This is a genomic window from Delftia sp. ZNC0008, from assembly GCF_000799035.1.
Taxonomy (GTDB): Bacteria; Pseudomonadota; Gammaproteobacteria; order Burkholderiales; family Burkholderiaceae_C; genus Comamonas; species Comamonas tsuruhatensis.
Genome location: NZ_JTKZ01000068.1, coordinates 13,225 through 39,286 on the forward strand (window position 1 = coordinate 13,225; position 26,062 = coordinate 39,286).

24 protein-coding genes and 1 pseudogene are annotated in these 26,062 nt (G+C 59.6%); 15 read left to right on the plus strand and 10 right to left on the minus strand.

Annotated features, from left to right (window positions below; translation table 11 throughout):
• Positions 1 to 27: 27 nt before the first annotated feature.
• Together L995_RS02185 and L995_RS02195 are read right to left on the minus strand one after the other, a co-directional pair.
• On the minus strand, positions 28 to 1,587 hold the full coding sequence (locus L995_RS02185) for a hypothetical protein (RefSeq protein WP_156135968.1): 1,560 nt from the start codon (positions 1,585 to 1,587) through the stop codon (positions 28 to 30).
• Positions 1,584 to 3,407, minus strand: a complete 1,824-nt coding sequence (locus L995_RS02195) for a restriction endonuclease (protein ID WP_047468669.1) — start codon at positions 3,405 to 3,407, stop codon at positions 1,584 to 1,586. Before L995_RS02195 ends, L995_RS02185 begins: the two co-directional genes overlap by 4 nt.
• Before the next feature lie 68 nt (positions 3,408 to 3,475).
• On the opposite strand from L995_RS02195, the pseudogene L995_RS31640 reads away from it, so the two are divergent.
• A pseudogene (locus L995_RS31640) lies at positions 3,476 to 3,649 on the plus strand (GTP-binding protein); the annotation flags it as partial.
• Between the two features lie 222 nt (positions 3,650 to 3,871).
• On the opposite strand, the gene L995_RS02200 reads toward L995_RS31640, so the two are convergent.
• Together L995_RS02200 and L995_RS02205 are read right to left on the minus strand one after the other, a co-directional pair.
• Positions 3,872 to 4,429, minus strand: a complete 558-nt coding sequence (locus tag L995_RS02200; RefSeq protein WP_047468673.1) for an HAD domain-containing protein — start codon at positions 4,427 to 4,429, stop codon at positions 3,872 to 3,874.
• 484 nt (positions 4,430 to 4,913) lie between these two features.
• Complete coding sequence (locus tag L995_RS02205) at positions 4,914 to 5,816, minus strand: LysR family transcriptional regulator (RefSeq protein ID WP_047468675.1); 903 nt, start codon at positions 5,814 to 5,816, stop codon at positions 4,914 to 4,916.
• 108 nt (positions 5,817 to 5,924) lie between these two features.
• On the opposite strand from L995_RS02205, the gene L995_RS02210 reads away from it, so the two are divergent.
• From L995_RS02210 to L995_RS02220, 3 genes are all read left to right on the plus strand, one after another.
• The gene (locus L995_RS02210) at positions 5,925 to 7,118 is read left to right on the plus strand and encodes a CaiB/BaiF CoA transferase family protein (protein WP_052195734.1); all 1,194 of its coding nucleotides are present in this window, start codon (positions 5,925 to 5,927) and stop codon (positions 7,116 to 7,118) included.
• Positions 7,115 to 7,981, plus strand: coding sequence for an FAS1-like dehydratase domain-containing protein (locus tag L995_RS02215; RefSeq protein ID WP_047468676.1), 867 nt, complete (start codon positions 7,115 to 7,117; stop codon positions 7,979 to 7,981). Before L995_RS02210 ends, L995_RS02215 begins: the two co-directional genes overlap by 4 nt.
• Before the next feature lie 82 nt (positions 7,982 to 8,063).
• The gene (locus tag L995_RS02220) at positions 8,064 to 9,059 is read left to right on the plus strand and encodes a Bug family tripartite tricarboxylate transporter substrate binding protein (RefSeq protein WP_047468679.1); all 996 of its coding nucleotides are present in this window, start codon (positions 8,064 to 8,066) and stop codon (positions 9,057 to 9,059) included.
• Between the two features lie 113 nt (positions 9,060 to 9,172).
• Here the strand turns inward: L995_RS02220 and L995_RS02225 are convergent, their stop codons facing one another.
• The 4 genes from L995_RS02225 to L995_RS02240 are packed head-to-tail and all read right to left on the minus strand — an operon-like array spanning position 9,173 to position 12,729.
• Positions 9,173 to 10,150 carry a Bug family tripartite tricarboxylate transporter substrate binding protein gene (locus L995_RS02225; protein ID WP_197065096.1) on the minus strand — a complete coding sequence of 326 codons (978 nt, stop codon included), beginning with the start codon at positions 10,148 to 10,150 and terminating at the stop codon, positions 9,173 to 9,175.
• A 29-nt stretch (positions 10,151 to 10,179) separates the two neighbouring features.
• Complete coding sequence (locus L995_RS02230; protein WP_047468682.1) at positions 10,180 to 11,388, minus strand: pyridoxal phosphate-dependent aminotransferase; 1,209 nt, start codon at positions 11,386 to 11,388, stop codon at positions 10,180 to 10,182.
• 13 nt (positions 11,389 to 11,401) lie between these two features.
• Positions 11,402 to 12,064, minus strand: a complete 663-nt coding sequence (locus L995_RS02235) for an RraA family protein (protein ID WP_047468685.1) — start codon at positions 12,062 to 12,064, stop codon at positions 11,402 to 11,404.
• Positions 12,061 to 12,729, minus strand: coding sequence for an RraA family protein (locus L995_RS02240; protein ID WP_047468688.1), 669 nt, complete (start codon positions 12,727 to 12,729; stop codon positions 12,061 to 12,063). The genes L995_RS02235 and L995_RS02240 overlap by 4 nt, the downstream gene beginning before the upstream one ends.
• Before the next feature lie 101 nt (positions 12,730 to 12,830).
• Here L995_RS02240 and L995_RS02245 point away from each other — a divergent pair, with 101 nt between their 5' ends.
• Together L995_RS02245 and L995_RS02250 are read left to right on the plus strand one after the other, a co-directional pair.
• Entirely contained in the window at positions 12,831 to 13,703 is an 873-nt protein-coding gene (locus tag L995_RS02245) for a LysR family transcriptional regulator (RefSeq protein ID WP_047468691.1), read from the plus strand.
• A gap of 131 nt (positions 13,704 to 13,834) precedes the next feature.
• The gene (locus L995_RS02250) at positions 13,835 to 14,503 is read left to right on the plus strand and encodes an RraA family protein (RefSeq protein WP_047468695.1); all 669 of its coding nucleotides are present in this window, start codon (positions 13,835 to 13,837) and stop codon (positions 14,501 to 14,503) included.
• 208 nt (positions 14,504 to 14,711) lie between these two features.
• On the opposite strand, the gene L995_RS02255 is transcribed toward L995_RS02250, so the two are convergent.
• Complete coding sequence (locus L995_RS02255) at positions 14,712 to 15,629, minus strand: LysR substrate-binding domain-containing protein (RefSeq protein ID WP_047468698.1); 918 nt, start codon at positions 15,627 to 15,629, stop codon at positions 14,712 to 14,714.
• Between the two features lie 106 nt (positions 15,630 to 15,735).
• On the opposite strand from L995_RS02255, the gene L995_RS02260 reads away from it, so the two are divergent.
• The 5 genes from L995_RS02260 to L995_RS02280 all read left to right on the plus strand — a co-directional run bounded on the left by L995_RS02260 (position 15,736) and on the right by L995_RS02280 (position 20,922).
• The gene (locus L995_RS02260; RefSeq protein ID WP_052195735.1) at positions 15,736 to 16,920 is read left to right on the plus strand and encodes a CaiB/BaiF CoA transferase family protein; all 1,185 of its coding nucleotides are present in this window, start codon (positions 15,736 to 15,738) and stop codon (positions 16,918 to 16,920) included.
• Positions 16,913 to 17,890: a hydroxymethylglutaryl-CoA lyase gene (locus L995_RS02265; RefSeq protein ID WP_047468701.1), complete on the plus strand. Its 978-nt coding sequence runs from the start codon at positions 16,913 to 16,915 to the stop codon at positions 17,888 to 17,890. The genes L995_RS02260 and L995_RS02265 overlap by 8 nt, the downstream gene beginning before the upstream one ends.
• Positions 17,891 to 17,900: 10 nt before the next feature.
• Positions 17,901 to 18,299: a VOC family protein gene (locus L995_RS02270; RefSeq protein ID WP_047468704.1), complete on the plus strand. Its 399-nt coding sequence runs from the start codon at positions 17,901 to 17,903 to the stop codon at positions 18,297 to 18,299.
• A 96-nt stretch (positions 18,300 to 18,395) separates the two neighbouring features.
• A complete protein-coding gene (locus tag L995_RS02275) occupies positions 18,396 to 19,358 on the plus strand; it encodes a Bug family tripartite tricarboxylate transporter substrate binding protein (protein ID WP_047468707.1) in 963 nt (320 codons plus the stop codon).
• A 13-nt stretch (positions 19,359 to 19,371) separates the two neighbouring features.
• Positions 19,372 to 20,922, plus strand: coding sequence for a carboxylesterase/lipase family protein (locus L995_RS02280; protein WP_052195736.1), 1,551 nt, complete (start codon positions 19,372 to 19,374; stop codon positions 20,920 to 20,922).
• On the opposite strand, the gene L995_RS02285 is transcribed toward L995_RS02280, so the two are convergent.
• Complete coding sequence (locus tag L995_RS02285; protein WP_047468709.1) at positions 20,919 to 21,857, minus strand: LysR family transcriptional regulator; 939 nt, start codon at positions 21,855 to 21,857, stop codon at positions 20,919 to 20,921. The two genes, L995_RS02280 and L995_RS02285, sit on opposite strands and share 4 nt — an antisense overlap.
• Positions 21,858 to 21,944: 87 nt before the next feature.
• Between L995_RS02285 and L995_RS02290 the strand changes: the two genes are divergently transcribed.
• The 4 genes from L995_RS02290 (at position 21,945) to L995_RS02305 (ending at position 26,056) form a co-directional block, all read left to right on the plus strand.
• A complete protein-coding gene (locus L995_RS02290) occupies positions 21,945 to 23,141 on the plus strand; it encodes a CaiB/BaiF CoA transferase family protein (RefSeq protein ID WP_082001464.1) in 1,197 nt (398 codons plus the stop codon).
• A gap of 2 nt (positions 23,142 to 23,143) precedes the next feature.
• Entirely contained in the window at positions 23,144 to 23,995 is an 852-nt protein-coding gene (locus tag L995_RS02295; protein ID WP_052195738.1) for an HpcH/HpaI aldolase/citrate lyase family protein, read from the plus strand.
• A 39-nt stretch (positions 23,996 to 24,034) separates the two neighbouring features.
• A complete protein-coding gene (locus tag L995_RS02300; protein ID WP_047468718.1) occupies positions 24,035 to 25,006 on the plus strand; it encodes a Bug family tripartite tricarboxylate transporter substrate binding protein in 972 nt (323 codons plus the stop codon).
• Positions 25,007 to 25,096: 90 nt separating this feature from the next.
• A complete protein-coding gene (locus tag L995_RS02305) occupies positions 25,097 to 26,056 on the plus strand; it encodes a D-2-hydroxyacid dehydrogenase (RefSeq protein ID WP_442855448.1) in 960 nt (319 codons plus the stop codon).
• Positions 26,057 to 26,062 lie beyond the last annotated feature (6 nt).

The following is a 26,062-nucleotide window of genomic DNA, read 5'->3' on the forward strand; positions in this document are numbered from 1 at the left end:
GGCCTTTTGTCCCCAGGCCCTCCAGCATCACGCGTAATACTTGAAGTTCGGCTTCCATTTGTCGGAGGTTAGCCCGGGGTTTGCAAGAAGTATCTCACCCACACGGTCTGAATACTTAACTGTGATTGGCTGTCCTTCCCCTAGCTGGCAGGCGTTGTAGTTCAGCTTGGTGAGCCCCAAGATGTCCCGTGCGACCTGAAGCAGGTCTGCTTTGCCGTGCTGAATGGTGATTGCCAGCGGCACGGGAATTTCGAACCCATCGTAAGTACCAAGCCGGGGTTTGAAGCCGTTGGTGAAGAGAAAGCCGTACCGCGGACCGCGCTGCCAAAACACCCCTCTCTGGACTGGGTGTTGACCGCGCTTCGCGACATCTGGATGTTCGTCAAACCGATACAGACGGTGTCCCTGCCGCTCCTGTCGTACGCGTATCGCAACCAGATTCACTCCCTCAGGACAAGCACGACGAAAGCCTTGGTACTCTGCCTCCTCGATGCCTGAACGGGCATGGAGGAAAATTTCTGTGAGAGGTCTCCCGTCTTGCTGCTGATAGGTCTCGATGACACCTCTCAACAGAGCTTCGGCTTTGTCTGGAGGCAGATGGAACTCGCCTTTCTCCCTTGAGTACCACGGGCCGAACTCGCCAACAAACACCAAGCCGTCGCCACTGTCGAGAAACATCTGGGCTGCACAGCAGGCCTGCCGACCGTCTTCAGTCAATTTATAGGCGATGCCGACATAGCAGACGCCTTCTCGGGCCCATGGAGTCTTCCATGGCTTAGCGCCGCTTTTGTAGTAGACGGCAGTGGAGAAGTTCCAGAGCCGGTCGGACAAAGGATTGGTACCCTTCTCGCCGTTCCGGACTTGCGGCGTCACATGTAGCGTTGATTCTTTGATAATTTGAACAGGCAACTCGTGACCCATCATCCGTGCCTTCAACTGGCGGCGAAAGTCTGGGGAAAGCGCGTGGGCACTTTCATAGTCGTCCAGCTCTTCAATATCGTCGTCCTCGAACATACGAGCTTGACCCTTGGCGCGGTCCTTCATGACAGCCTTGAACAGCCCAACCTTTTCCTTGGAGAGGCCTGAGTCACTGCGCTTGTCGGGCGCGACAAATGATTTGGGCCGGCAGTTCTCATAGACCTCATCAGGCACGACACACACGGCCAAGGCTGGGCGCGCATCGAGCTTTGCCAGCTTCTCTAGTTGTGCCATGTATAGATTCGCCACTGAAAAGGCTCGTTCATGGCGGTCCGTTTTGCGCGACGCATTGGAAAGCTCTGTTTCGTTGATGACGAACGTTCGTAGAGGTCTAGGCCACTTAGCCCCAAACGCGACCTCAAAACCTGGAAATGGCGGCCATGCGCGATGCTTCGCCACGTCCACACATGCTGCAGGAGAGTTCATGGCCGAGCACCACTCGGTCCATAGCTCGGTTCCCCTCGGCGTGCCGAAGACCACGTAGTCCGACATCTGCGTGCGACGGTCTGCAGGGCCGAACAAGGCAAGACCATCGTGGGGGTCTTCCGCCGTCTGCTGCTCTCCAAACTCCAATAACGGCTCACCGAGAAAGTGGAAACTGTCGCTCATTTCGCTGAACCTCCATCCTTGTCTGGGCTTGGAACCTCGTCGTCTTCGTCTTCGTCTCTTGTTCGATACTCCGCCAGCTCCTCGCCCATGTCATAGGCGCCACTGAGTACGCCAACGTCCAAGCCGATAGGACACTGCCAGGTCAAGGGAGAAGTGCTCATCACCACGGCAGCTTCCCCTTCATCGAACTGAACATGTCCAACCGAAGTCTCCAACCCCTGCACCACACCAAGCATGCGTGAGAGCCATTGGTTGTTCCACCATTGCTTGGTAACGAACTTTCGACGGCGGCCAATTTCCTTGCCCTCAAACACCTTCCCCTCGAGGTCTGTTACTCGAACATAGACATTGACCAGCACTGTCCAATTCCCTTGAGCATCGCATTGTGCGGAGAACCGCGGCGCAAGCTGGTATAGAAACAGTGATGCTCTTTCACCGAACCCCTTTGTCCGCTCTCCCGTCAATTGCACCTTCGTGGGCCGACCATCTACATGCCGAAGCGGCTGCACCCAAGGGCCTGTGTCGCGGTCGGGGTAATAAAATACCTTCCTGTCTGGGCAGTATTTAAGCCCCTTTTGAAGACATACGACTTCTAAACTGCGACGTGCGAGCTCCTTGGCGATGTCACGTGTTCGACGACCCTCTTTTTCGAAGACATCCTTCCACAGCACCCCACCTTTTCCGGCAACCTTGACCTCATCAGGAGGTTCTTGAAACGCCGCGAAAAGTCGGTCACCAAGGCGAGCGCATGGCCAGGACTTCCGCCACTCCTCAAGCTCTTCTTCCTTCGGTGCATGGCGCAGCTCGAACGTCTTCATGACGTCAGGCAGCGTCAATGGAAAAACGTTCGCGAACACCGGCTCAGGCTCAGCAACTGTGACGCGGTCTGGCAGGTATCCCCCCAGCGCGATGCTACGGCCTCGGACCGCGTCGAAACGGATTTCAACACCCTGCGCTTTGAGTCGGCCCAGTACACCTTCCAGACCCGTCATCCAAGAGGTGCCGAACTCTGCAGCGACGACTGCACTTAGCTTCGATGGCAGAGTTGCGGTAGGAGGCAGAGCGACAGTACAAGGGGCAACAAACCTATCTCTAGTTGCTGCGATGATGCAGCGCTCAAGCAAGCTCGGGTCCTGAAGAGCTGCAGGAGACAGGATAGGTATGTACTGGGCTGCCCTGAACTCAAGCAACGCACGAACCGTCTCGTCCGCATTCTCGCCAACAAGGGGCGCCATACCCCGGCACCACGAACAATAGCCTGCCAGCGCAAGTCTTCTTGCCAACCACGTCGCCAACGCGTGGTCTGCATCCACATGGTCAATCACCACCAAGTCTCGTGATTCAACCATCGACTGGCCGCCTTTCTGTGGGAAGAAGGGCGGCGTAAAAATGCTTGGGTGTTGGGCGATGAGATGCCGATGAGGACCAGCAAGAAGGGCCCGCAGCCGCTCGAGGTCGAAGAGTTCCAGCTCCCACCCGAAGTCGTCGCGAACGAGTTCGTACGCCCAGTCTTTTTGCGAAGCATTTAGCGCTTCTGTGCACACATAGACCAACGCGTCCAGCTTGTGGTGATTCTTTGCAAGCGAAGCACAGTCGCTTTTGAGCTTGGCCCGCCAATCCTCTCGAACCGTGTACGCGAAGCCAATCCTGCGGCCAGAGGCGTCCTGTCGAACGATGGCATCGCGTCCTCCATCCCCCGTGCCACCAAGAGGGTCGATGTTTGGATAGCCCGCCCCGGCGAGTAACGCAGAGCACAGACGCTCAAACTCTCGGTAGTCAGTTAAACGTTCGAGGCAAAAGGTGATGCGGTCAAAGGGCATGCCCCGAGCATAAGGAAGTTTTTGTCGGTTGCGAAATGACGCTGCAATAGGCTGGGTGGCTCCGCCTTGTGACCGTGCTTTTTGTTTTCCTGGGCGCAGGTCAAACAACCCTGTTAAACCACATCCTCAACAATCGAGAAGGCCTCCGTGTGGCCGTCATTGCGAACGACATGCCAGAGGTCAACATTGATGCTGCGCTGATTCGTGATGGCGGAAGCAGGCCGTCTCCGCGTTCGCAAAAACCATCGTTGCTCAACTATGAAGTGGCGCCCAGACGCACAAGCCCCAGCTCACCAGAGTCGCCGGGCAGAGCCCCGTCCTGATACCCATCAGCACGCCAAAAGTACATAGTGTCCGCAGGCAGCGCGACACCCGAGACGCGCTGCCAACCTGACGAAAGTTGGGGCGCAACAGCACGTCACTCTTCTTCGCACCGATGACGTGCTCCATCCGCTCGGCCACGGTCACCAGTATGCGGGCTTCACGTATGGAGTTCGCAGCGCACGAATTGCAGCGGGCAACAACCCCCGATGAAAGCCCCGGTCGACTTCGCACAATATTTGATGGCCGGCGGCATCCCATTCTGATTCGACCAAACTCTCTCCGCTCCGCAGGTCATCAAGAATCAGGAGCGGCTCCCCTCGGTGATGAGCCTCCAGCCATCTGGAAATCGCGACTTGGCGGGAGACGCCAAGGTCGGCTGGCGCGTCCCAATGGGGGTGTAGGGCCTCGGCCACAGCGCCAAGGCTTGTTAGTTTGAAGACCTCAACAAACTGCTGCCGGTCAAAAATTTCGAGCCAGCTGCTCGTCAGCACTACGTTAGGTCGGCACTGCGTCATCAGCTCTTGCAGTGCTCCAACGGCGTCAGCATGGAACAGCTTCTTCCAAATATCCTTGGGCTCATCGTTAGGCCGCGATAGCGCACCGCGTGCGTGGTAGACGCCGAGCGGGTTCGAGAGGCACAACACGTCATCAATATCGAGCAGTAGCAGCCCGCGCGGGGGTGTGTCTTCGGCTTGCATGTGGTTCGTCGCTTTTTAAATTGACAAGCAGGTCGGGAGTTTAGGGCCACTGTGCGCGAAAGCGGGCAGGTAGCTGCCTGGACAAGTGCTTAGCCACAGTCGACGCTCTAGTTGCTCGTGACCCTAGGCCGTTGCAAAACCGATGCTCTCTGAAACGGGGCCTCCAGGCCTACCGGCGATGGTTGCGCGCCTCATTCCTCTTGTGCCCCTCGTGTTGCACGTAGGCCTGGTACCGGAAGAGAGAGAACAAAGAAGTGCAGGTTTTCTCAGAGTCCAGTCGTCTCATGGCCTCGCGCCCGTCCCAGTCTTGGCCTTGGGATGGCACATGCTGGTGATGTGGGCAGTCGCTCGCCGTCACCAAGTCGCGGAAGACGCCAAACGACGCGAGGCGAAGAGTGATTTGCTGCCGGTTTTAACCAACACATGTGCCTAAGGCTCAGCTACTGTATGGCCGACATGGAGGGGGCAGAACCCTGTGCTCGCATCAAGCGATACATCGTGAATAGTGCACAGCGCACAACTCAGCCACGAGCTGGTTGACGAATGGGTTGTCAGACTCGGCTTTGCGCCTGCACACCTCCAGATGCCTTAACGCCCAAGGCTCATCGAGCTGCACCACCGCCAGATGCCGAAGGTCTTCGGTTTCAACCGCCGACCGCGGCACGACGCCAATGCCTGCACCCGAAGCGACAAGATGAGCTATCGCGCGGTAGCCAGACACCTGCACCCGCACATCCAATTGAGCTCCCAGAGCAATCGCATGGTTGGCCAGGAAAGTATGCAGAGCCATCCCCGGCTGCAAGCTCACGAACGGCTCATTGAGGCAGCTGGAAAAACGAACGCCAGCCTTCTTAGCCAAGGCGTTGTTCAGCGGTACCAGGACTACTAGTTCGTCCTCACGGTACGGAACGTAGTGGAGGTCCGGGTGCCGTTGCTCCACAGCAATCACTCCGAGGTCAGCCCTGCCGGCCGCAACAGCAGCAACGATGTCCAGGCTTGGCCGCTCTTCCAAATCAATACGCACCGCTGGATGCTTCGCGAAGAAGCGCGCGAGGTCGGCAGGCAAGTGGCTACTGATGGCATTGTTGTTCGCAAAAAGCGTCACGTGGCCTTTGACGCGCTGCGCAAACGGTAGCAAGTCAGCGTGCATTTGCTCCAGTTGCGCCAAAACCCGTCGCACATGCTCAAGCAGGACCCCGCCAGCCCGTGTGAGCTCCACGCCTCTGGCCTTTCGCACAAAAAGAGGCACGCCAAGTCCATCCTCGAGGCCCTTGAGTCGCAGGCTTACGGAGGACGGCGATAGGTTGGACCGATAGGCCCCACGCGATAAATTGAGCTCTTCAGCAACGGCCAAGAACACCTTAAGGTCGACCAAATCGTAGTGCATCGCTGTCCCTCGTCTTTCGCTTCAATGCTGCCGAGCGTTTGTCTTTCACAAACTCTCACTTTGCCAGATGTCGCTGCACGTTAGATGGGAAGTGCAGAAACTGCGGGGATGAACACTTCAACTCAGTCGAACGCTGGCACAGCCCAGCGTTCAACCGTCAAGCCTCTGGAGGGCCTGGTGGTGGTCACGCTCGAACAAGCTCTGGCTGCTCCCTTGGCCACCAGCCGCCTGGCTGATATGGGAGCTCGCGTTATCAAGGTAGAACGTGCCGAGGGTGACTTCGCTCGTGGCTATGACGGAGCTGCAAACGGTGAGGCGTCCTACTTCGTATGGACAAATCGCGGCAAGGAATCCATCGTGCTGGACTTCAAACAGGAAGGTGACCGTAGAGTCCTCGATGCGATTTTGGCCAAGGCCGACGTCTTTGTGCAGAACCTCGCCCCCGGCGCCTTGGCACGTGTCGGATTGGACAGCGATACCCTTCGTGCAGCTCATCCCCGCCTCATCACATGCGATATCAGCGGTTACGGCACGGGTAACGCAGCCAGCAATCTCAAGGCATACGACATGCTCGTGCAGTGCGAGACTGGCTTGGCAGGCATCACAGGCGTACCAGAGGCCTGCGGCCGCATCGGCGTGTCCATCTGCGACATTGGTGCAGGCCTTAATGCCACGATTGGCATTCTTTCCGCCATCGCACAGCGTGACCGCACCGGCAAGGGCTGCGGTGTGGCCGTGTCCTTGTTCGATGGGGCGGCCGACTGGATGACGGTCCCGTACGTGCACGAGGTGTATGGCAGCGGTGCCCCGACCCGCCAAGGTCTTCAACACCCATCTATCGCACCCTACGCGGCCTACGGAACCAACGATGGCGCCAGCGTGGTCATCAGCATCCAGAACGAGCGTGAATGGGCGAACTTCTGCCTGCACTTCCTAGGCCAGCCAAACTTCGCCCAAGACGAGCGCTTTTGCAGCAACAACGTTCGCGTGCAAAACAAGGATGAGCTCAACAACCTCATTGGGGAGGCCTTCGCGCGAAAGGACCTGGCTCAAGCGACCTCAGCCCTGGAGAAGGCAAACACCGCGTATGGGCAAGTCCGTACCGTACGCGAGATGTCCAGCCATCCTGCACTTCGCAAGTGGCCTATGGCAGTTAACGGCAAGGACCTCAACCTCATTGCCCCGCCTGTGCAAACGCCCTGGGACGAAGGACGCTTCACCCCGTCGCCGAAGCTCAACCAGCATGGAGCTGCAGTACGCGCGGAGTTCGCAATCGAAGTTGGAAATGAGACGACCGCATGAGCACGCAAGAACAAAACGACGTAAACATCGACCTTGACCACCTGCGCACTTGGATAGGCAAGGTAACCGAAGCAGAAGACATCATCTCCGTACGGCACGCCCGTCTTATGGCTGCCAGCCTGGGCTTGCCGCAGAGTGACTTCGTTGCCGGTGCTCAACTCCCTCCCCTGTGGCACTGGCTGTACTTTCTCGAAGGACTTCCTCCGTCGGAACTCGGTCGCGACGGCCATCCCGCTCGGGGTGGTTTCCTCCCCCCGGTCCCCCTGGCCAATCGCATGTGGGCAGGCGGCAATCTTGAGTTTCTTCAGCCACTGCTGCTGGGCTCGACCGTTCGCAAGCGCTCCTATGTGAAGTCGGTGGACCACAAGCAGGGCCGCAGTGGTCATCTCGTTTTCGTGACGGTGCGCCACGAACTCTATTACTGCGGCGAGCTGGCTGTCGTGGAGGACCACGATATCGTGTACAAGCCACCAACACGGCCAGGCGCAGCCCGCCCCACCGTACCCGTCGACCTGCCGAAGCCCACGCACAGCGAGACGTTCGAAGCGACCTCGACGCTGCTGTTCCGCTACTCGGCTCTGACGTTCAACGGTCACCGCATCCATTACGACCAGGACTACTGCCGGGAGGTCGAGGGCTACTCCAACCTCGTTGTGCACGGTCCGTTGCAGGCCACGCTGCTGGCTGCATTGGCTCAGCGTCTCGCGCCAACACCCATCAAGCACTTCCGCTATCGCGGCGTACAGCCCAATTTGCTGGGCACACCACTGGTGTTCCACGCATCGCAGCAGGAACAGGGCTTCTCGCTGTGGTCAGCCATGCCTGACGGGGCGCAATCCATGCAAGCCGAAGCCAACTACTGACTCCCTCGTCAACCGGTTCCGCGCGGGAAGGCCGGATGCGCTAAGCCTTCCCAGATATTCCATCAATAAACAGGAGACAAACATGAAGGTCAACTTCAGCCGCCGGCGTTCCCTTTCCTTTCTTGGCCTACTGGCCGCAGGCATCAGCCCGGCCACCATGCCAGCACACGCGCAGGACAACTACCCCTCGCGACCCATCACTTTGGTGGTCCCGTTCGTCGCAGGTGGAACCACCGACATCGTCGGCCGCATCGTGGCAGACGGCCTCTCCAAGAAACTGGGGCAACCTGTCGTTGTAGACAACCGCGGGGGAGCGGGCGGCAACATTGGCGCTGCAGCGGTTGCATCGGCGAAGCCCGACGGCTACACCCTCCTCATGGGCTACAACGGCACCAACGCTATCAATCCGTCGCTCTACGGGAAGCTGTCTTGGGACCCCGTCAGGAGCTTCACACCGATTTCCCTGGTGGCCCGCGTTAACAACGTTGTGGTGGTGAACCCAACGCTGCCGGTAAAAGACCTTCCTGAACTGGTGAGCTACGCGAAAGCCAATCCAGGCAAGCTGAACTTCGGCTCCGCCGGCCCCGGCTCTATCTTCCACCTTGCGGGTGAGATGTTGGGTCAGCAGACGCACACGACAATGACTCATGTGCCGTACAAAGGCGCAGCCCCTGCGCTGGCGGACCTCATGGGCAATCAGGTTCAGGTCATGTTTTCGACTATCCCCGCCGCGCTGCCCTTCATCAAGAGTGGACAGCTTCGCGCTATTGGTGTCACGGGCCCCAAACGGTCGTCACTATTCCCGGACTTACCTACAGCCAAGGAACGTGGTTTCGACAATTTCGTCGTGGACTCTTGGTTCGCTGTGTTCGCCCCGCAAAGCCTGCCGCCGGCCATTCAGACCAAACTGCACAACGCCATTGCGGAAGTACTAAAAGACCCGGAGGCGTCCAAGAAAATGCTGGCACAAGGCACAGACCCCCAAGGCTCATCCGCTCAAGAACTTGCCGACCTACTCGCGGCAGACCTCAAGTCTTGGAAAGCTGTCGTCACGAATGCCAAGCTCTCTCTGAACTGACGCCTCACACCGCCTCGAGTTGTTAGCCGGACTGCGTAACCCGGCTAACCACGGGCTTTAGGCATGGCATGGTTGAACACATGCATCACATGCAGGTGTTCAACCAAAACCAGTTAGTCAACAGTTGCTCCAGACTCCTTCACGGCTGCTGACCATTTCTTGATGTCGGCCGCAATCAAGCCTCGAAATGCGTCTATGGGCTGGGGAAACGCTTCAGCGCCCAACTCTTCAAGGCGTGCCCGAACCTCTGGCAGCATCAAGACTGCCTGTACCTCAGCATTGAGCTTCGAGGCAATTTCAGGCGACAGGCCCTTAGGCCCAAACATTCCGTACCACGGGACGGCATCAAAACCTGGCACACCTGCTTCAGCCAAGGTGGGGATGTTCGGAAACGCTTTGGCGCGCTGGCCGCTTGTCACAGCCAGCACCCGGATGTTGCCAGCCTTCACTTGAGGCATAAGTGGGAGCGGATTCTCGAATGCCAACGCTACCTGTCCCCCGACCAGGTCGTTGAGCAACGGGCCCGACCCCTTGTACGGGATGTGCTGCATCTTGGTCCCGGCAGCGACATTGAACATCTCCCCAATGATGTGCTGAGGAGAGCCAGACCCCGCCGACCCGAAGTTCAACATGCCGGTCTTCCCCTTGGCGATAACCTCACCGACAGAGGTCAACGGGGCCTTGGCGTTCACAGCAAGAACAAAGGGAGCACGAGCCAGCGGAGAAATCGGGGTGAGGTCAGACTCAGGTTTATAGGGTAGCCGCGGGTACAGAGCACCTGATATGACGATGGGCCCACTTGAACTCACCAAGAAGGTGTACCCATCCGGCTTGGCCTTGGCCACGTAATCCGTGCCGATGTTGCCGCCTGCCCCGGACTTGCTGTCCACCACGATGGACTGACCCAACCGCTTTTGCAGGTGCGCGCCAATCAGTCTGGCCAACACATCCGAGGTGCCGCCGGGGGCATAAGGCTGAATGAAAGTGATGGGCTTTGAAGGCCACGCCTCCTCAGCCAGGGCAGGAAGCGCAGCGAACGCCAAGGCGCTCGCCACGAGGCAACGTCGGGAAATCGAGTGGCTTGCTTTCATGTCTTGTCTCCGTTGTTATTGTTGGGGAATCAGGAAAGTGAGCAGCTGAAGCGCTCTACTGCCGTGCACGCTGCCTGCAGCGAGGCGTTGTCCAACGCATAGGCGAAGCGGATGTAAGGCCCCAGGCCAAACGCGCTGCCATGCACGACAGCCACGCCGGACTCGTCGAGCAGGGCTCCAGCAACGTCCTCATCGGTGCGCAACAGGGTTCCGGCAGGTGTGGTCTTGCCCAGCAACTGCTCGCATGAGGCAAAGGTGTAGAACGCACCAGCCGGCTTGGCACACGCCAGGCCGGCTCGGTTCAAGCGCTCGACCACTAGGTCACGCCGCTCCTGGAAGGCCTCACGGCTGCGATGAATGAAGTCCTGCGGGCCATTGAGCGCCGCGACCGCTGCATGCTGCGAGATGCTGCAGGCACCGGATGTCTGCTGCCCCTGCAGCTTCTCCATGGCGTCAAGCAACCAGCGCGGCCCGGAGCCGAAGCCGATGCGCCAGCCAGTCATGGCGTAGGCCTTGGACACGCCGTTCATGGTCACCGTGCGTTCGGCCAGACGTGGCTCAACCTGCGCAATCGTGTGGAAGGCCTGGCCGTCGAAGATGAGATGCTCGTAGATGTCGTCAGACAGGATGAGCACCTGCGGATGTGCCAAAAGGACTTCCGCCAGCGCTTGCAGCTCCTGCAGGGAGTAGACCGCACCGGTTGGGTTTGAAGGTGAGTTCAGGATGAGCCACCGGGTATTCGGCGTAATGGCCCGGGCAAGGGCATCTGCCGTCAACTTGAATCCAGAGTCTGCCCCGCACGCCACCACGACGGGCGTGCCGCCACAGAGTTGCACCATCTCTGGATAGCTCACCCAGTAAGGAGCGGGGACGATGACCTCGTCACCCGCATCAAGAGTTGCGGCCAACGCGTTGTAGATGACCTGCTTGCCCCCGCTGCATACCAGCGTGTCCTGCCAGCCCACCTTTAGTCCGTTCTCGCGCTGGAACTTCGCTGCGATAGCTTCCCGCAACGCGCGAAGGCCTGCGACCTGGGTGTAGCGCGTCTGACCGTTGCGAATAGCAGCGATACCGGCTTCCTGTACATGCGCCGGCGTGTCGAAGTCTGGTTCGCCAGCCGACAAGGAGATGACGGACGCTCCACTGGCCCTGCGGGCAGCGACTCGGTCCATCATCCGGTAGGTCGCCGAAGGCTGAACGTTCGCCAAATTTCGGTTCAGTCGTTGAATCTCTTGCATCACTACCTCCCCCTCACTGCTTGCGCTGAAGCAAGTGGTAGCCCAGCTCCGTACGTGCTTGGCCCAGGGTCTTACCTGCGGAGATTTGCTCACGAATCTGGGATTCGACCTTCTCGATGCTGCGCGCCAGTTCGGCGACCTCGTGAGCGCGCCCCCGAGGCACGACCACCACGCCGTTGGCGTCAGCCACCACGATGTCGGCCGGTGCCACGCGAGCTGTTCCGATGGACACCGGTGTGTTGACCGAATCCACCTGCACACGGTCCTTGCCAGTGCGCATGAAGCGGCCTTTCGTGAACAGGGGGTAGCCATCGTCCAATGCCTTGGCCACGTCACGGCACACTCCATCGATGACGGTAGCGGCGATGCGGCGGATGCCAGCGTACTGGGTCATGATGTCGCCCCAAATCGTGCAGTCGGTGCGGCCGTCGTTGTCCAGCACCACCACCGCGCCTTCGGGCACGTCGTCGATGAAGTCTCCGACGCTGCCGGCCGGCACAGTGGCCGACACGTACTTCACGGTGAATGCCGGGCCAACGATGGTTTTGCGATAGTTGTCGAGCGGAGCGATGCCCAGGCACTGGCCTGGCAAGCCCAGCTTGTCCATCGCATCGGAAACGCCGGGTGTGTCCAGGCCCTCGAACAGGGCGACGAGTTCTTTGTCTTCGGAGGTCATTGGCTTGCCTTGGTGTTAATAGCTTCGAATTCCTTGTCGTGCATGACGTCGGCCACCGAGCGGCCTGCCCGGACAGCCTGGACCATGCCGTCCTGCCGGCGAGCGATACGCTCTCCCAGGTCCAGCACCTCCTCAATACGGGCCGCAGGAACGAAAACAGCGCCGCAACGGTCTGCAATGACAAAGTCGTCCTGTGCGACCGTGACGCCCGCCATGACCACCGGTTCGCCCGAGCCCGTCTGGATGACACGGTTGCGCGCGGAAATCATGGTCACGCCCTTACCGTAGACCGGGTAGCCAATCGACTCGCTGCCCTCGATGTCACGGCTCAGTCCATCGATGACCGAGCCGCGGACTTTTTTGGCGACCGCGGCGTTTGCCAGGATGTCGCCCCAGCAGGAGATGCCGTCGACGCCGCCTGAAATGACCAGCACACGGTCATCCGATTCGACCTCGGCGATGACCGGGGAAATCAAGTGGACCGTCGGTTTTGCATCGGTTTTAGGACCGAGCTGGATGGTGCTGGCGAGGCCAACGACCTTGGGGCAGTCCCAAAGGGGGCGAAGGCCGTAGGTCGCGCCAGGGAGACCAAGAAAATCCAGCGCGTCGGAGACGGTGTTCGTGTCCAGCGCCTGGAGGCGTTTGAGCAGGGAGGCGGTTGTCATAGAGATGCAGGGGAAGTTCGAAGCGAACTCTCAGGCAATGCAGCTCATACGTAAATTCCGAAGGTCGTAAGCTACCGATACGTGCAACCTATGGAAAGACCATGATTAACTTTCGGCTCATCCGCCATTTGTGGCTCTTCTTGGCCGTTGCTGAGGAAGAAAACTTCGGCAGAGCGGCCAAACGGCTCGGGATGTCGCAACCGCCGTTGACCGAGCAGATTCAAGTGCTTGAGCAGGCGCTAAAAGTGCGTCTGTTCGAGCGCTCTCGCAAAGGCGCCAAGCTGACTCCTGCCGGTGCGGCCATCCTGCCTGCGGTGCGAAGACTTGCTGAGCAACTGGAGCGGGTGGAGCTGGCCGTTTCCGAAGCGATTGCGGGGCACACCGGCATGCTGACCATCGGTGCCATCAGCACGTCCATCGCGGACGTTCTGCCTTCCATGCTGGAGAAGCTGAAAATTCAGTCACCAGACATGACGGTGTCTATTCGGGAGATTGACAGTGCAGAGGCTGTGCCGCTGCTCCAAGGTGGAGACATCGACGTGGCGTTCGCACGTCTTGAGGGTGACTTGGGTCCGGACATAGCCTGTATGCCGCTGACGCAGGACCGCCTGGCCGTTGCGCTATCGCACAAACACCCCCTAGCCAAGGCAACGAAGGTGAGCATTTCCGCTCTAGCGCAGGAGGCATTCGTCACCTTCTCCCGGCGGTACAGCCCGGTGTACTTCGACAGTGTCATGGCTGCGTGCAACGCGGCCGGATTCTCCCCCAGAGTGCTTCATGAGGCACGGTCCGTATCGTCGCAGGTAGCGTTTGTAGCATGCGGCCAGGGCATTGCACTGGTTCCCTCATCCCTGAAGAAGCTGGCCCCGGAAACGGTGGTCATCCGGCCATTGCGAGAGACGGTGAAAGTGGTCACAACGGCAATGGCCTGGCACCGGAAGCGGCCGAACCCCATGGTGGAGCTGTTCTCCTGATGCTTCACGGCATCCCATCATAGGCGCCACATATGGGACCGTTCCTTTTTTCGGAATTTACAGATGGAACGAGTAAAGCAATCCTAAGACGGTCTTGCATCACTGCGCGAGAAACAAACCACCGTCTCACCATGTCTACTGCCACTGCGACCATCCACCCCACACCTGAACTTGCCCCAGACCACATTGTCGCGGCGTTCCAATCTGTTGTGACTCCGCATATCAGCGACAACCTCTCCCGCATGTCCGGCATCACGGGCCTGAAGCGTTTCCATCGGGGCAAAAAGCTTGTGGGCACAGCCTTCACTGTCAAGGCGAAGCCGGGGGACAACTTGTTCATTTACAAGGCTCTGACCATGATGAAGCCAGGTCACGTGCTTGTCGTTGACGGTGCCGGTGACACTTCGAATGCTCTTGTGGGCGAGCTCATCATGCTTTACGCGATAGAGCGTGGATGTGCTGGCTTCGTACTGGATGCTGCCATCCGCGACTCGGCAGCATTCTTCGACGCGGACTTCCCCTGCTATGCACGCAGCGTGACACATCGAGGACCCTATAAGAATGGACCTGGAGCAATCAATGTGCCGGTGAATGTCGGTGGCCAGGTCGTGTTGCCAGGGGATTTGGTAGTAGCCGATGAAGACGGTATTGTCACGTTCGACCAACCGCAAGCACCTTCCCTTCTAGAAGCGGTCAAGGCTACGCAGTCGAAGGAGGATGGCATCAAAGCAGAGATTGCGGCCGGAAGCAGCGAAGAAGGATGGCTTCGAGCCGTCTTGGCACCCGCAGGGCTTGCCTAACGGCAGATGCATATCCCCCTGTTCGACACCGCGCCGGTCTCTGTATACGACAAGCCAGTTGACGATGAACGATACGAGATGTGGGCCATGGCTGCGGATGGTCGATTGGCCACGGAGGATACCGCTGTCGTGAAGCTGGAAGCCGCATGAACTATGAGTCTTGCTCCCGAGAGCAGTCCTGCACGCACGTCAGGGCAGCTCCCGGGAGCTACTTACTCATAGTGCTCGCAGCAAACTTCCGCAAATGCTCCCGCAGCAGCAATGCCGCCGAAGAACACGACTGTGAGACCCCCAGCAATAGCTTTCGCCTTGCCCAAGCTTCCTTCAAGCTCAACACCGCCAGCGGTTGCGGAACTGTAGGTCGCACAACCCCTCTAGGCAGGACACCAATTCCCAAGTTCGCGTTTATGAGCTGACACATGGCGTCGAAGCTACGGACCTGAACCCTCACACGCATGACCTGACCGTACTGTTCAGCTGCACGTGAGGTGAGCTCGAGCAAGGAGCTTCCGCGGTTAAGCCCCACAAAGTCGTACTTCAAGCACTCCTCGAACGAGACACGCTTGCGTTTGGCTAGCGGGTGGTGATGAGCACACACCACTACCAATTGGTCCTGTTGAAAGTTCTCGACACTCAGACTACCGACGGGCGTGTTCTCAGCGAATATTCCGATGTCTGCAAGTCCATCCACGACCGCGCGCACGATGTCACCACTGAGCTGCTCTTCCAGCTCCACATGGATGTCTGGGTGCTCAGACATGAAACTAGAAAGACATTCCGGAAGAAATTCCGTCAATGCCGACATGTTGGCCCAGAGCCGAACGTGCCCCCGGGTGCCCTGGTTGTAGTCCCGAATTTCGCTGCTGAACTGCTCGAAGCCCTGAAAAAGTCGCAGTGCATGCTGCATCGTCAGATGGCCTGCGGGCGTGAGCTTCACGCCTCGCGAACTCCTCTCGAAGAGCGTAGCCCCCGTCGCTACCTCAAATTCGGTAAGCCGCCGGCTGGCCGCCGACACGGCAAGGCTGCAGGCATGCGCGCCATGGGTAACGCTGCCTGTCTGAGCAACCGCGCAGAACAGCCTCAAGGTCACGAAGTCAACGCGTGCAGGATTGATGAGGGCTGACATGACTGGAACTTTCGCTTGTTCGCAAAATGCGAATGCTAGCCTACAACTTAGCAATTCCACGATAGCCCATCTCGTCCTAAAGTGGAACCGTTGAACAACGGATGGGATGAACGTGCAAGCACTTCAAGGTATCAAAGTTGTCGAACTGGGCCAACTGATTGCTGGCCCGTTTGCCGGCAAAACGCTGGCTGACTTCGGCGCCGACGTCATCAAGGTCGAGCCACCCGGAGTTGGTGACCCCCTGCGCAAGTGGCGCATGCTCCGTGATGGCACCTCGGTCTGGTGGGAAGTGCAGTCCCGCAACAAGCGCTCCGTCGCACTGGACCTGCGGACAACAGAAGGACAAGAAGCTACACGTGCTCTGCTCAAGGAGGCCGATGTAGTCATCGAGAACTTCAAGCCGGGCACGATGGAAGCATGGGGCCTGGGCTGGGAGGAGCTCCACGCGCTCAATCCCCGGCTCATCATGCTGCGCATCTCCGGCTACGGCCAGACTGGCCCTTACCGTCAAAAACCGGGCTTCGGCGTCCTCGGTGAGGCGATGGGCGGTCTGCGGCATCTGACAGGAGAACCCGGTCGTGTACCGGTGCGCTGCGGCATCTCGATTGGAGACAGCCTCTCTGCCATGCACGGTGCTCTTGGCGTCATGCTGGCTCTGTACCACCGCGATGCACGTGGCGGCGAAGGCCAGTTCATTGATGTCGCTCTGTACGAGAGCGTCTTCAACATGATGGAGAGCCTTGTGCCGGAATACGACGCCTTCGGTGCCGTGCGCGAGCGTTCTGGAAGTGCCCTTCCCGGTATCGCCCCCACCAACGCCTACCAGTGCGCCGATGGCGGTTATGCGCTCATTGCAGGTAACGGCGACAGCATTTTCAAACGCCTAATGCAGGCCATCGGTCGGCCCGACCTTGAGCAAGACCCTGGCCTTGCGCAGAACGACGGCCGCGTTGCACATGTGCAGGAAATTGATGCAGCAATCGAGGCGTGGACCAAGACAAAGACTCTTGAAGGCGTGCTCGCTGTGCTCGATGAGGCCAAAGTGCCCGCCGGCAAGGTTTATACGGTGGAGGACATCGTGAATGACCCCCAGTACCAAGCCCGGGAAATGATTGTGGAACAGAAGACGGCTACGGGCGAAAGCGTGAAGGTCCCCGGAATCGTCCCCAAGCTCAGCGCCACACCTGGGCGCTTCGCACACCCCGCCCCATTGCTTGGAGAACACACCCAAGACATCGTTCATGCCACGGGCTGGCCCGCACGTCGCAATCTGGAGGCACAGCATGTTTGAAGGCAACTCCGCAAAAATCCGCATCAACGAAGTTGCCACGCGTGACGGGCTGCAGAACGAATCTGTCTTCGTCGAGACCGATGACAAGGTCGCACTTGTCGACAAGCTCAGCGGCCTGGGATACGCCAAGATTGAGGTGACCTCCTTCACTTCGCCCACCGCCATCCCCGCACTCAAGGATGCTGAGGCCGTCATGCACCGCATCCGGCGCGAGCCAGGTGTCGTCTACACCGCGTTGATTCCCAACGTCCGCGGTGGCGAGCGTGCATTGGAATGCCGCGTGGATGAGTTCAACCTGGTGATGTCCGCCAGCGAGACCCACAACCTCGCGAACTTGCGAATGACCCGCCCACAGTCGCTGCGCCAACTCGGTGATGTCGTTGCTCAGGCCCGGTCAGCCAACGTGCCCGTGAACATCTCCCTGTCTTGCGTATTCGGCTGCCCCATGGAAGGCGAGGTTCCGCAGGACAACGTGCTGGAGCTCGTGGGCAAATTCGCAGACCTCGGTGCCACAGGCGTGACGCTTTGCGACACCACCGGCATGGCATACCCCACGCAGGTCTACCGCATCTGCGACAGCGTGGCGAAGGCATTTCCAGGCATCAACATCACCGGCCACTTCCACAACACCCGCGGTATGGGCCTGGTGAACACGGTCGCTGCGGTTCAAGCGGGCATTACCCAGTTCGACATGTCCCTGGGTGGGATTGGCGGTTGCCCCTACGCGCCTGGCGCGTCTGGGAACGTCTCCACGGAAGACGTGGTCCACATGCTGCAGTGCATGGGCTACGACACCGGGGTCAGCGTTCCAGGCCTCATCGAGGCGGCCCACCTTCTCGCCGAGCTGGTTGGCCATGAACTTCCTGCACAGGTCAGCCGCGCCGGTGAACGACTCACACGTCACTCACCTCCAGCAGGATTCAACGAAATCCGGGAGCGAGCTCTGGCTCGCGATATCACAACAAAGTAGAGACATCATCATGATTAGTCACCTCGACCACCTGGTTCTGACCACGGCCAACGAAGCTGAATGCGTTCGCTTCTATACCGAAATCCTCGGCATGCGACTGGAGTCGTTCATCGGCGGAACGCCTCCCGTGGAGCGCAAAGCTTTCATGTTCGGCAACCAGAAAATCAACCTGCATGTGAAGGGTCGCGAGTTCGAACCGAAGGCCCACACCCCAGTTCCCGGCGCTCTCGACCTGTGCTTCCTCGCCGCCATCCCGCTCGACGACGTCATCAAGCGTCTGGAGGAGCTCGCGGTCCCGATTTCCGAGGGCCCGGTGATGCGCACCGGAGCGACCGGAAAGATTCGCTCCATCTACCTGCGCGACCCCGACCTGAATCTCATCGAGATTTCGGAGCTCGCTAAGGCCTAGCAGAGCCTCCAACCTCCCCAATTCTCTCAACCCGGCCTCCCGAAAGGGCAGCCGGGCAGGGATGCTTTCGTCCAAAAAATACTAGGAGACAAGACCATGATTCGTAGAAATGCATTTCTCGCCATCGCCATGTGCACTGCTCTCGGTGCATCCCATGCGGAGAATTGGCCGACCAAGGCCGTGACGCTGGTAGTGCCGAGTGCTCCAGCCGGCTCTACCGACATCGTTGCGCGCTTAATTGGTGAGCAACTTCAAACAGCCATTGGGCACCCCGTTGTCATCGACAACCGCCCCGGCGCAAGCGGGAACATTGGTACCGAGCTCGTTGCTCGCGCATCTGCGGATGGACACACCCTGCTCGTTCAGTACTCGGGCTATCACGTGGGCAACCCCGCCCTGTTCCCGCAGATTCGCTGGAAGACCAGCGATTTCGCCCCCATCGCGCTCGTGATGCGCGCGCCCCATGTGGTCGCAGTCAGCGCAAGTATTCCCGTCAAGAACCTGCAGGAGTTCATCGCCTACGAGCGAAAGAACCCGAAGGGCCTGTTCTACGCCTCTTCCGGCAATGGCTCCATCCAACACATCGCCGGCGAGATGTTCGGTAAGCAGGCCAAGGTGCCTGTCAGCCATGTGGCCTACAAGGGCGCCGGACCGGTCATCACGGACCTCATCAGCGGCCAGGTCGACATGTTCGTCACCACACCTCCATCGGTCATCGGCCAAGTACAAGCGGGCAAGTTGAAGGCACTGGCATATGCCGGAACTCGCCGCCACCCCTCAATGCCTAACGTTCCGACCTCGGCTGAAGCAGGACTGCCTGGGTACGAGGTTGAAAGCTGGTTTGCCGTCTTCGCGCCCGCAAAGACACCGCCAGCCGTTCAAGCTCGCCTGGCCAGCATGATTAAAACCATCGTTGAGAGCGAAACGTACCAAAAGAAGATTGAAGGCCAAGGCGGCTTCGCCGCCTACATGGGACCCGAAGAGCTCGGTGCATTCGTCGCCCAGGAAACAATCTCTTGGGCCAAGGTGGTTCGCGAGAGCAACATCAAGGCCGAGTAAGGAGGTGCGCGCCATGAACACCGCTCAAGCCATTCTGACTGGCCTCTCTAGCGTCCTCCTCGTTGCGTGCGCGACCCCGAGCTCCGGGCCCAAGCTGGCAGACAACCTCGCCGTCACCGAATCGGGCGCCGTCCGTGGCGATGGCGCCGAAGTGAAGCGTTTCCTGGGGATTCCGTATGCCGCCGCGCCAACCGGGAATCTGCGCTGGAAGCCCCCGCAGCCAGCAGCATCGTGGAGTGGTGAGCGACCGGCAACCTCCTTCGGCGACTACTGCGTCCAGCCACAGGAGTACCCAGAGCAGCGCGGCGCCATGAGCGAAGACTGCCTGAACCTCAATGTTTGGACGGCGGCAAAGCAGGCCAACGAGAAGCTCCCTGTGATTGTCTGGATTCATGGCGGAGGCTTCGCATATGGCTCAGGCTCGCATCCGAGCTACGACGGCCAGTCCTTGGCCAGCCGCGGCGCCGTTGTGGTCACCATCAACTACCGCTTGGGCCTGCTCGGATTCATGGCCCATCCGCAGCTGACTGCCGAGTCTCCCAACGCAGCGTCAGGGGACTACGGCCTCATGGACCAAATCGCCGCACTCAAATGGGTTCAGCGGAACATAGCTGCCTTCGGCGGTGACGCCAGCAACGTCACCATCATGGGGCAGTCCGCCGGCGCACATGCCATCAGTGCAGTCATGACGTCCGACCTTGCACAAGGCACATTCCACAAAGCCATTCTTCAGAGCGTTGGGGTGATGCGCCCGAAAATCTCCTTGAAGGAAGCCGAACAGTACGGCACGCAGGTAGGAGGTGATATCGCAGCACTGCGCGCCCGTCCCGCGACAGATTTCCTGGCACTTCAAAAGAAGCTTGGAGGCGGACAGTCCATCGCCACAGGGCGTGCTCTGAGCATCGTGCAGGACGGCTATGTCGTGAAGACGCCCGACTACCAAGCCTATGCCACCGGCAAGTTTGCCAGGGTTCCTCTGCTCGTCGGATTCAATGCCAACGAAGGTGGTGGCGCGACCCGCAATTGGCCTATCAAAACCGTCTCGGAGTACGAGCAACTGGTCCGCAAATCCTTCCCGCATCGCGGCGACGCTGCCTGGGCGGCATACCGGGTGAACAGCAACGACAAGGTACAGCAGGCCCTGGCTGACCTGTACAGCGATACGGAATACCGCTTTGGCACACGCGAACTCTTGGCAAGCTACCTGCAGTACGGCGTCCGTAGCTACCGATACGTGTTCACACGCCATCGCAATGAAGCTGCTGCGGCACCCATCCATGGGGATGAGCTGCAATATGGGTTCGACAATCTCAACGCTCAGCATCGCGGCAAGAACCGGCCCTACAACGAGACCGATTCCAAGGTAGCGCAGACGATGGCAGATGCCTGGGTGCGCTTCGCTCGCACAGGCGACCCGAATGGCCAAGGCCTACCCACTTGGCAGCCCGATAACGCCGCGCAGCGACCCTACATGGAGTTTGCGAACGTTGCCCGACCAGGTGCAGGATACGACTGGCCGGGAATCAACTTCGTGCGCGACTACTTCGCAGCTGAGCGCCGCTAACGAGCAGCGGTTTCACCAATCCAAACCGCCGGCCATCCCCCGCTTTCGACCAACTTGCGAATTTGCTCAGTGATGAGTGACCGCATGGCCTCGATGGCGGGGGTGGTTGGCCGGCCCCGGGACGTTGCGCAAGTCACCTGGCGAGAGATATGAGGTCGCGTAATCGTGGTCACCACCAGGTGGCCTGCTTGCACCTCGTCAGCGACCGCACCTGGAGACAGGATGGTGCTCGCCATACCCGCGAGAACCGCTTTTTTGATGTTCGGCAGCGAATCAATCTCCGCGACCACGTTGAGGTGCACATCATTTTCCGCACAGGCGTTATTTATGACACGAGTCATTCCGTGCTCGCGTGCAGGCAGTACCAGTGGCCTCGAGGAAAGCGTGCGCAACGCAACTGTCGTGGACTTGGGTGCTTCCTGCGACGTGGTCACCAAAGCAAGCCTCTCCTCGAGCATCAATCGATATTCGAAGCCCGGCTCGCTGCCCGCCTCAAACAGCACCGACAGGTCGAGCCTGCCTGCGCGAAGCCACTCGGTCAGGAAGCCGCTGTGACTTTCAATGAGCTTGAGCTTGACCTTGGGGAACTGCTCGCGTGTTGCCGCCAGGATGGGAATCGTCGCGACCAGCGCGACCGTCGTCGGCAGCCCGATGACCACCTCTCCCTGAATGTCGTGAGCCGCGAACTGAACCGCACTGCGCGCACGCTCGATATCGGCGAGCACCACATGCGCGTGCTCAAGCATTGTTCTTCCAGCCTCCGTCAACGTCATACCCCGGTTCGTCCGGACGAAGAGCTGGGCCCCCAGTTCGTCTTCCAGCGAAGCAATGCTTTGACTCAGCGCAGGCTGCGCTACGTGAAGTGTCTTGGAGGCCGCGAGAACACCGCCAGCCTCGCAGACGCCGATGAAGTATCGCAGCTGCCGCAGTTCCATTGGTATTGATTATAACGATATCAAGTAGACGTTGAATGTATTTTACAGATAGATGACAAGAGCCGAGACTGCCGTCAGGAGCATCTCATGAACACACAAAAACACCCTGCGGCAGCAGACGGCACGCAACCTCTAGCAGACGTCAAAGTGGTCGACCTGTCTCGACTCGTCTCCGGAAACATGCTCACCCATGTGCTGGCAGACCTTGGCGCAACCGTCATCAAGGTGGAGCCTCCTCGCAAGGGCGACGAACTACGCGCATGGCAGCGAAGCGGCATGAGCACCTACTGGCTCGCATATAGCCGCAACAAGGACAGCGTCGAGCTCAACCTGCGCACCCCTGAGGACATGGCCAAGCTGGTCGACCTTCTGTCCAATGCCGACATCCTTGTCGAGAACTTCCGCCCAGGAACCCTAGAGCGCATGGGCCTCGGCAAAGACAAGCTCAACGCCATCAACCCCAAGCTCGTGGTCGTCCGTATCTCTGGCTGGGGCCAGACCGGCCAGTTCGCATCCAAGGGAGGCTTTGGCTCCCTGATTGAAGCCATGAGTGGCTTCGCCGCGATGAACGGATACCCCGACCTGCCCCCAGTGCTGCCACCCTTTGCCATGGCCGATTCGGTCGCCGGCATCTATGGCGCGGCATTGGCCCTGGCCGCCTTTCACGGTCAGCGCAGCAGCAGCTCGCCTGAAGTCCAGGAAATCGACCTGTCGCTGTTTGAGCCGCTCTTCTCCATCCTTGGCCCACAAGCCGCGGAGTTCCAGCTCACGGGCAAGCCAACACCTCGCTCTGGCAGCCGCTCACCCACTCACGCTCCTCGCAATGTCTACAAGACCAGCGATGAGAAGTGGGTTGCACTGTCCGCCGGCATGGAGGGCACGCTCGCCCGCCTCTTCGAAGGCATCGGCTATCCCGAAGGTCTGCAAGACCCGCGTTTCGCAACCCATGAAGCCCGCCTGAAGAACATCGATGCCCTCGACGCCCTCATCCAAGGGCACATCATGAAGTTGAACCTTCAGGAGGCTCTGGAGTTCTTCGCAGTGCGCGATATCACTGCCGGCGCGGTTTGCGACATTGCCGACCTGCTGCAGCACCCCTACATCGCGGAAAGCCAGCTGCTGGTAGACCAGGTAGCACCCGATGGCCGCACCGTCTCTGTGCACGCTGCCCCTTACCGCATCAACGGCAAGCGCCCTGCCATTCGCCGTAGCGCCCCCTCCATCGGCCAGGACAACGACACCTGGTTCGAGCAAGCAACCAACACCGCCGAGCAGAGCGCCTGACCATGAAGTTCGTCCGTTCCTTCCTTTTCGTGCCTGCTGCCAACGACCGCCTGCTGCAAAGCGCTGTCAATAAGGCCAGCGATGCCGTCATCCTCGACCTTGAAGACGGCACGCACCCGTCCCTGCGCGCCACGGCACGCGAGCGCCTCGCTGCGTCCATTGGCACGCTCAAGGCTGCGAAGAAGCTTGCAGCTGTCCGGGTCAACGGCGACTGGCTGACCACGGTCGTAGACCTCCATGCGGCCGTCGTTCCCGGGCTGGACATTCTTGTTTTGCCGAAGGTCGAGCACCCTCGGGACGTTCAAGTCATCGCGCAGATGGTCACCGACCTGGAAAAGGCCAATGCGATAGCAGCCGGTCACGTCCGTTTCCTTCTGCAAATCGAGAGCGCGTGCGCGCTTCCGCTCCTGTACGACATCGCGGCATCCTCTCCCCGCGTCATGGGGATGATGCTCGGAAGCGAAGACTATTCGCTGGACTGCGGGGGCTTGCCGACGCCTGACGCGCTTCTCTTCCCGAGCATGGCCGTGCTCACTGCAGCCCGTGCAGCCCGCATCCAGCCCATCGGCTTCATCGCTTCGATTGCAGACCTGGGCTCGGCAGAAGACTTCAAGCCGGTCGTGCGCCGTGCACGTGGGCTGGGCTTTCGCGGAGCCGTGGTCGTCCACCCCAAGTTCGTCGATGTGGTCAACGAAGCCTATACGCCGACTGCCGAGGAACTCGCCTCGGCCAAGCGTGTGGTTGAAGCATTCGACGAAGCCTCCGCTCGCGGTGAAGGCGCCATCAAGGTGGACGGCGTAATGATTGATAAGCCCGTCTACCACCGCGCGAAGGACTTGCTCGAGCAAGCTTGAGCGACACGTGCAAACAAAAAAAAGTTTGGAGACAAAACCATGAACCTCAACCGACGCGATTTCGGCGCTTTCACCACGGCGGGCTTGCTGCTGGGCTCTAAAGCCTTTGCTGAGCAGTACCCCAGCAAACTCATCACCATTGTGGTGCCGCAAGCACCTGGCGGCACCAACGACACCGTGGGACGCATCCTCGCTCAAAAGCTGGGAGAGCTCTCGAACCAACGGGTTATCGTCGAGAACCGCCCAGGAGCTAACGGCAACATCGGGACGGAATATGCTGCTCGGCAGTCCAAGGAAGGGTATACGTTGCTGCTCACGGTTAGCAGCACACAAGCCATCAATCCGGCCCTGTACAAGAAGATTTCCTTCGACCCCGTGAAGGACTTTGACCCGGTTGCTCCCGTCGGCGTGGTGCCCAACGTGCTCGTGGCCAACCCTTCCTTCTCGGCCAAGACCATGGCCGAGCTGATTCAGGTGGCCAAGACCAGCAAGGAGGCGCCGCAGTACGCCTCAGCTGGCAACGGCTCCTTGAACCATCTGCTGGGTGCAATGCTCGCATCGCGCGCGGGCATCCAGTTGCAGCACGTGCCCTATCGCGGCGTGGCGCCGGCACTGACGGACGTGATGGGCGGACAAATCCCCCTGGCCTTCGCCAGTCTGCCGTCGTGCATCGAATTCATTAAATCCGGAAAGCTGCGTGCCCTGGGCGTGAGCTCGCCCAAGCGCTCCTTCGCTCTGCCGGACGTTCCTTCCATCTCGGAAGTCGTTCCTGGTTATACCGGAGAGCTCTGGGTCGGCCTGTTCTCCGTGCACGGCACGCCCGCGCCCGTCATCGCGAAGCTCAATGAACTTGTTGCCCAGGCCGTGGCTGCGCCGGATGTTCAAGAGCGCTTCAAGGTTGCTGGCGTGGAGCCTTTAACTGGTGGTCCGACCCGCCTTGCGCAATTGCTCAAGGAGGACATCGCTCGGTGGGCCCCTATCGTCAAAGAATCCGGCGCAGTTGTTGACTGACCCTTTCGTATCTCCTGCCAAGTCAGCCACCTCTCTTTGAGAAGTCGCTGGCTTTTCTCCGTTCATCAGCCTTAATTTCGATTGACCGCCATGACACTGAAGATTGCATTCCTCGACCGCTCCACGTTCTCCCCTGAAACGACACTGCGCCATCCTTCGTTCGGTCATCAGCTCGTGTCGTACGAGAACACGCAACCTGACGAAGTCGCCGAGCGCATCGCGGACGCAGACATCGTCATCACAAACAAGGTCAAGCTGCACGCCGCCGCAATCCGCCAGGCCAGCAAGCTCAAGCTCGTCGCGGTCGCTGCTACCGGAACCGACAACATTGACCTTGCTGCATGCAGTTCCGGCGGGGTCGTGGTTAGCAATATCCGCAACTACGCGGGCAACACCGTCCCGGAACATACCTTCGCCCTCATCTTTGCCCTGCGCCGTAGCATTACCGCCTATCACGATTCCGTGCGAGCTGGCCGTTGGCAAGAGTCTGGGCAGTTCTGCTACTTCGACCACCCCATTCGCGACCTTGCCGGCTCGACGCTCGGCGTCATCGGCGATGGCGTTCTGGGCAGCGCTGTTGCCACCATCGGCCGCGCGCTGGGCATGAAAGTCCTAGTCTCCGCATTCAAGGGTCGTTCGGACATGGGCGCTCTGTACACCCCGTTCGAGAAGGTGCTCGCAGAGTCCGACATCATCACGCTGCACTGCCCGCTAACAGTGCAAACACGCAACATGATTGGCAAGGCGGAATTCGAGCTCATGCAGCGCAAGCCGCTGCTTATCAACACCGCACGCGGTGGCCTCGTCGATGAAGCAGCACTGGCAGATGCCCTGCGTTCGGGTCTTCTCGGCGGCGCAGGCTTTGATGTGGTCTCCCAGGAGCCACCGCCGGCAGACCACCCCTTCATGTCACTGCTCGACCTGCCCAACTTCATTCTGACGCCGCATGTTGCGTGGGCCTCTCAGGAAGCCATTCAAGGCCTCGCCGACCAGCTCATCGACAACATCGAAGCTTTCGTACAAGGCATGCCAGTCAACGTGGTGAACTGACCGCCG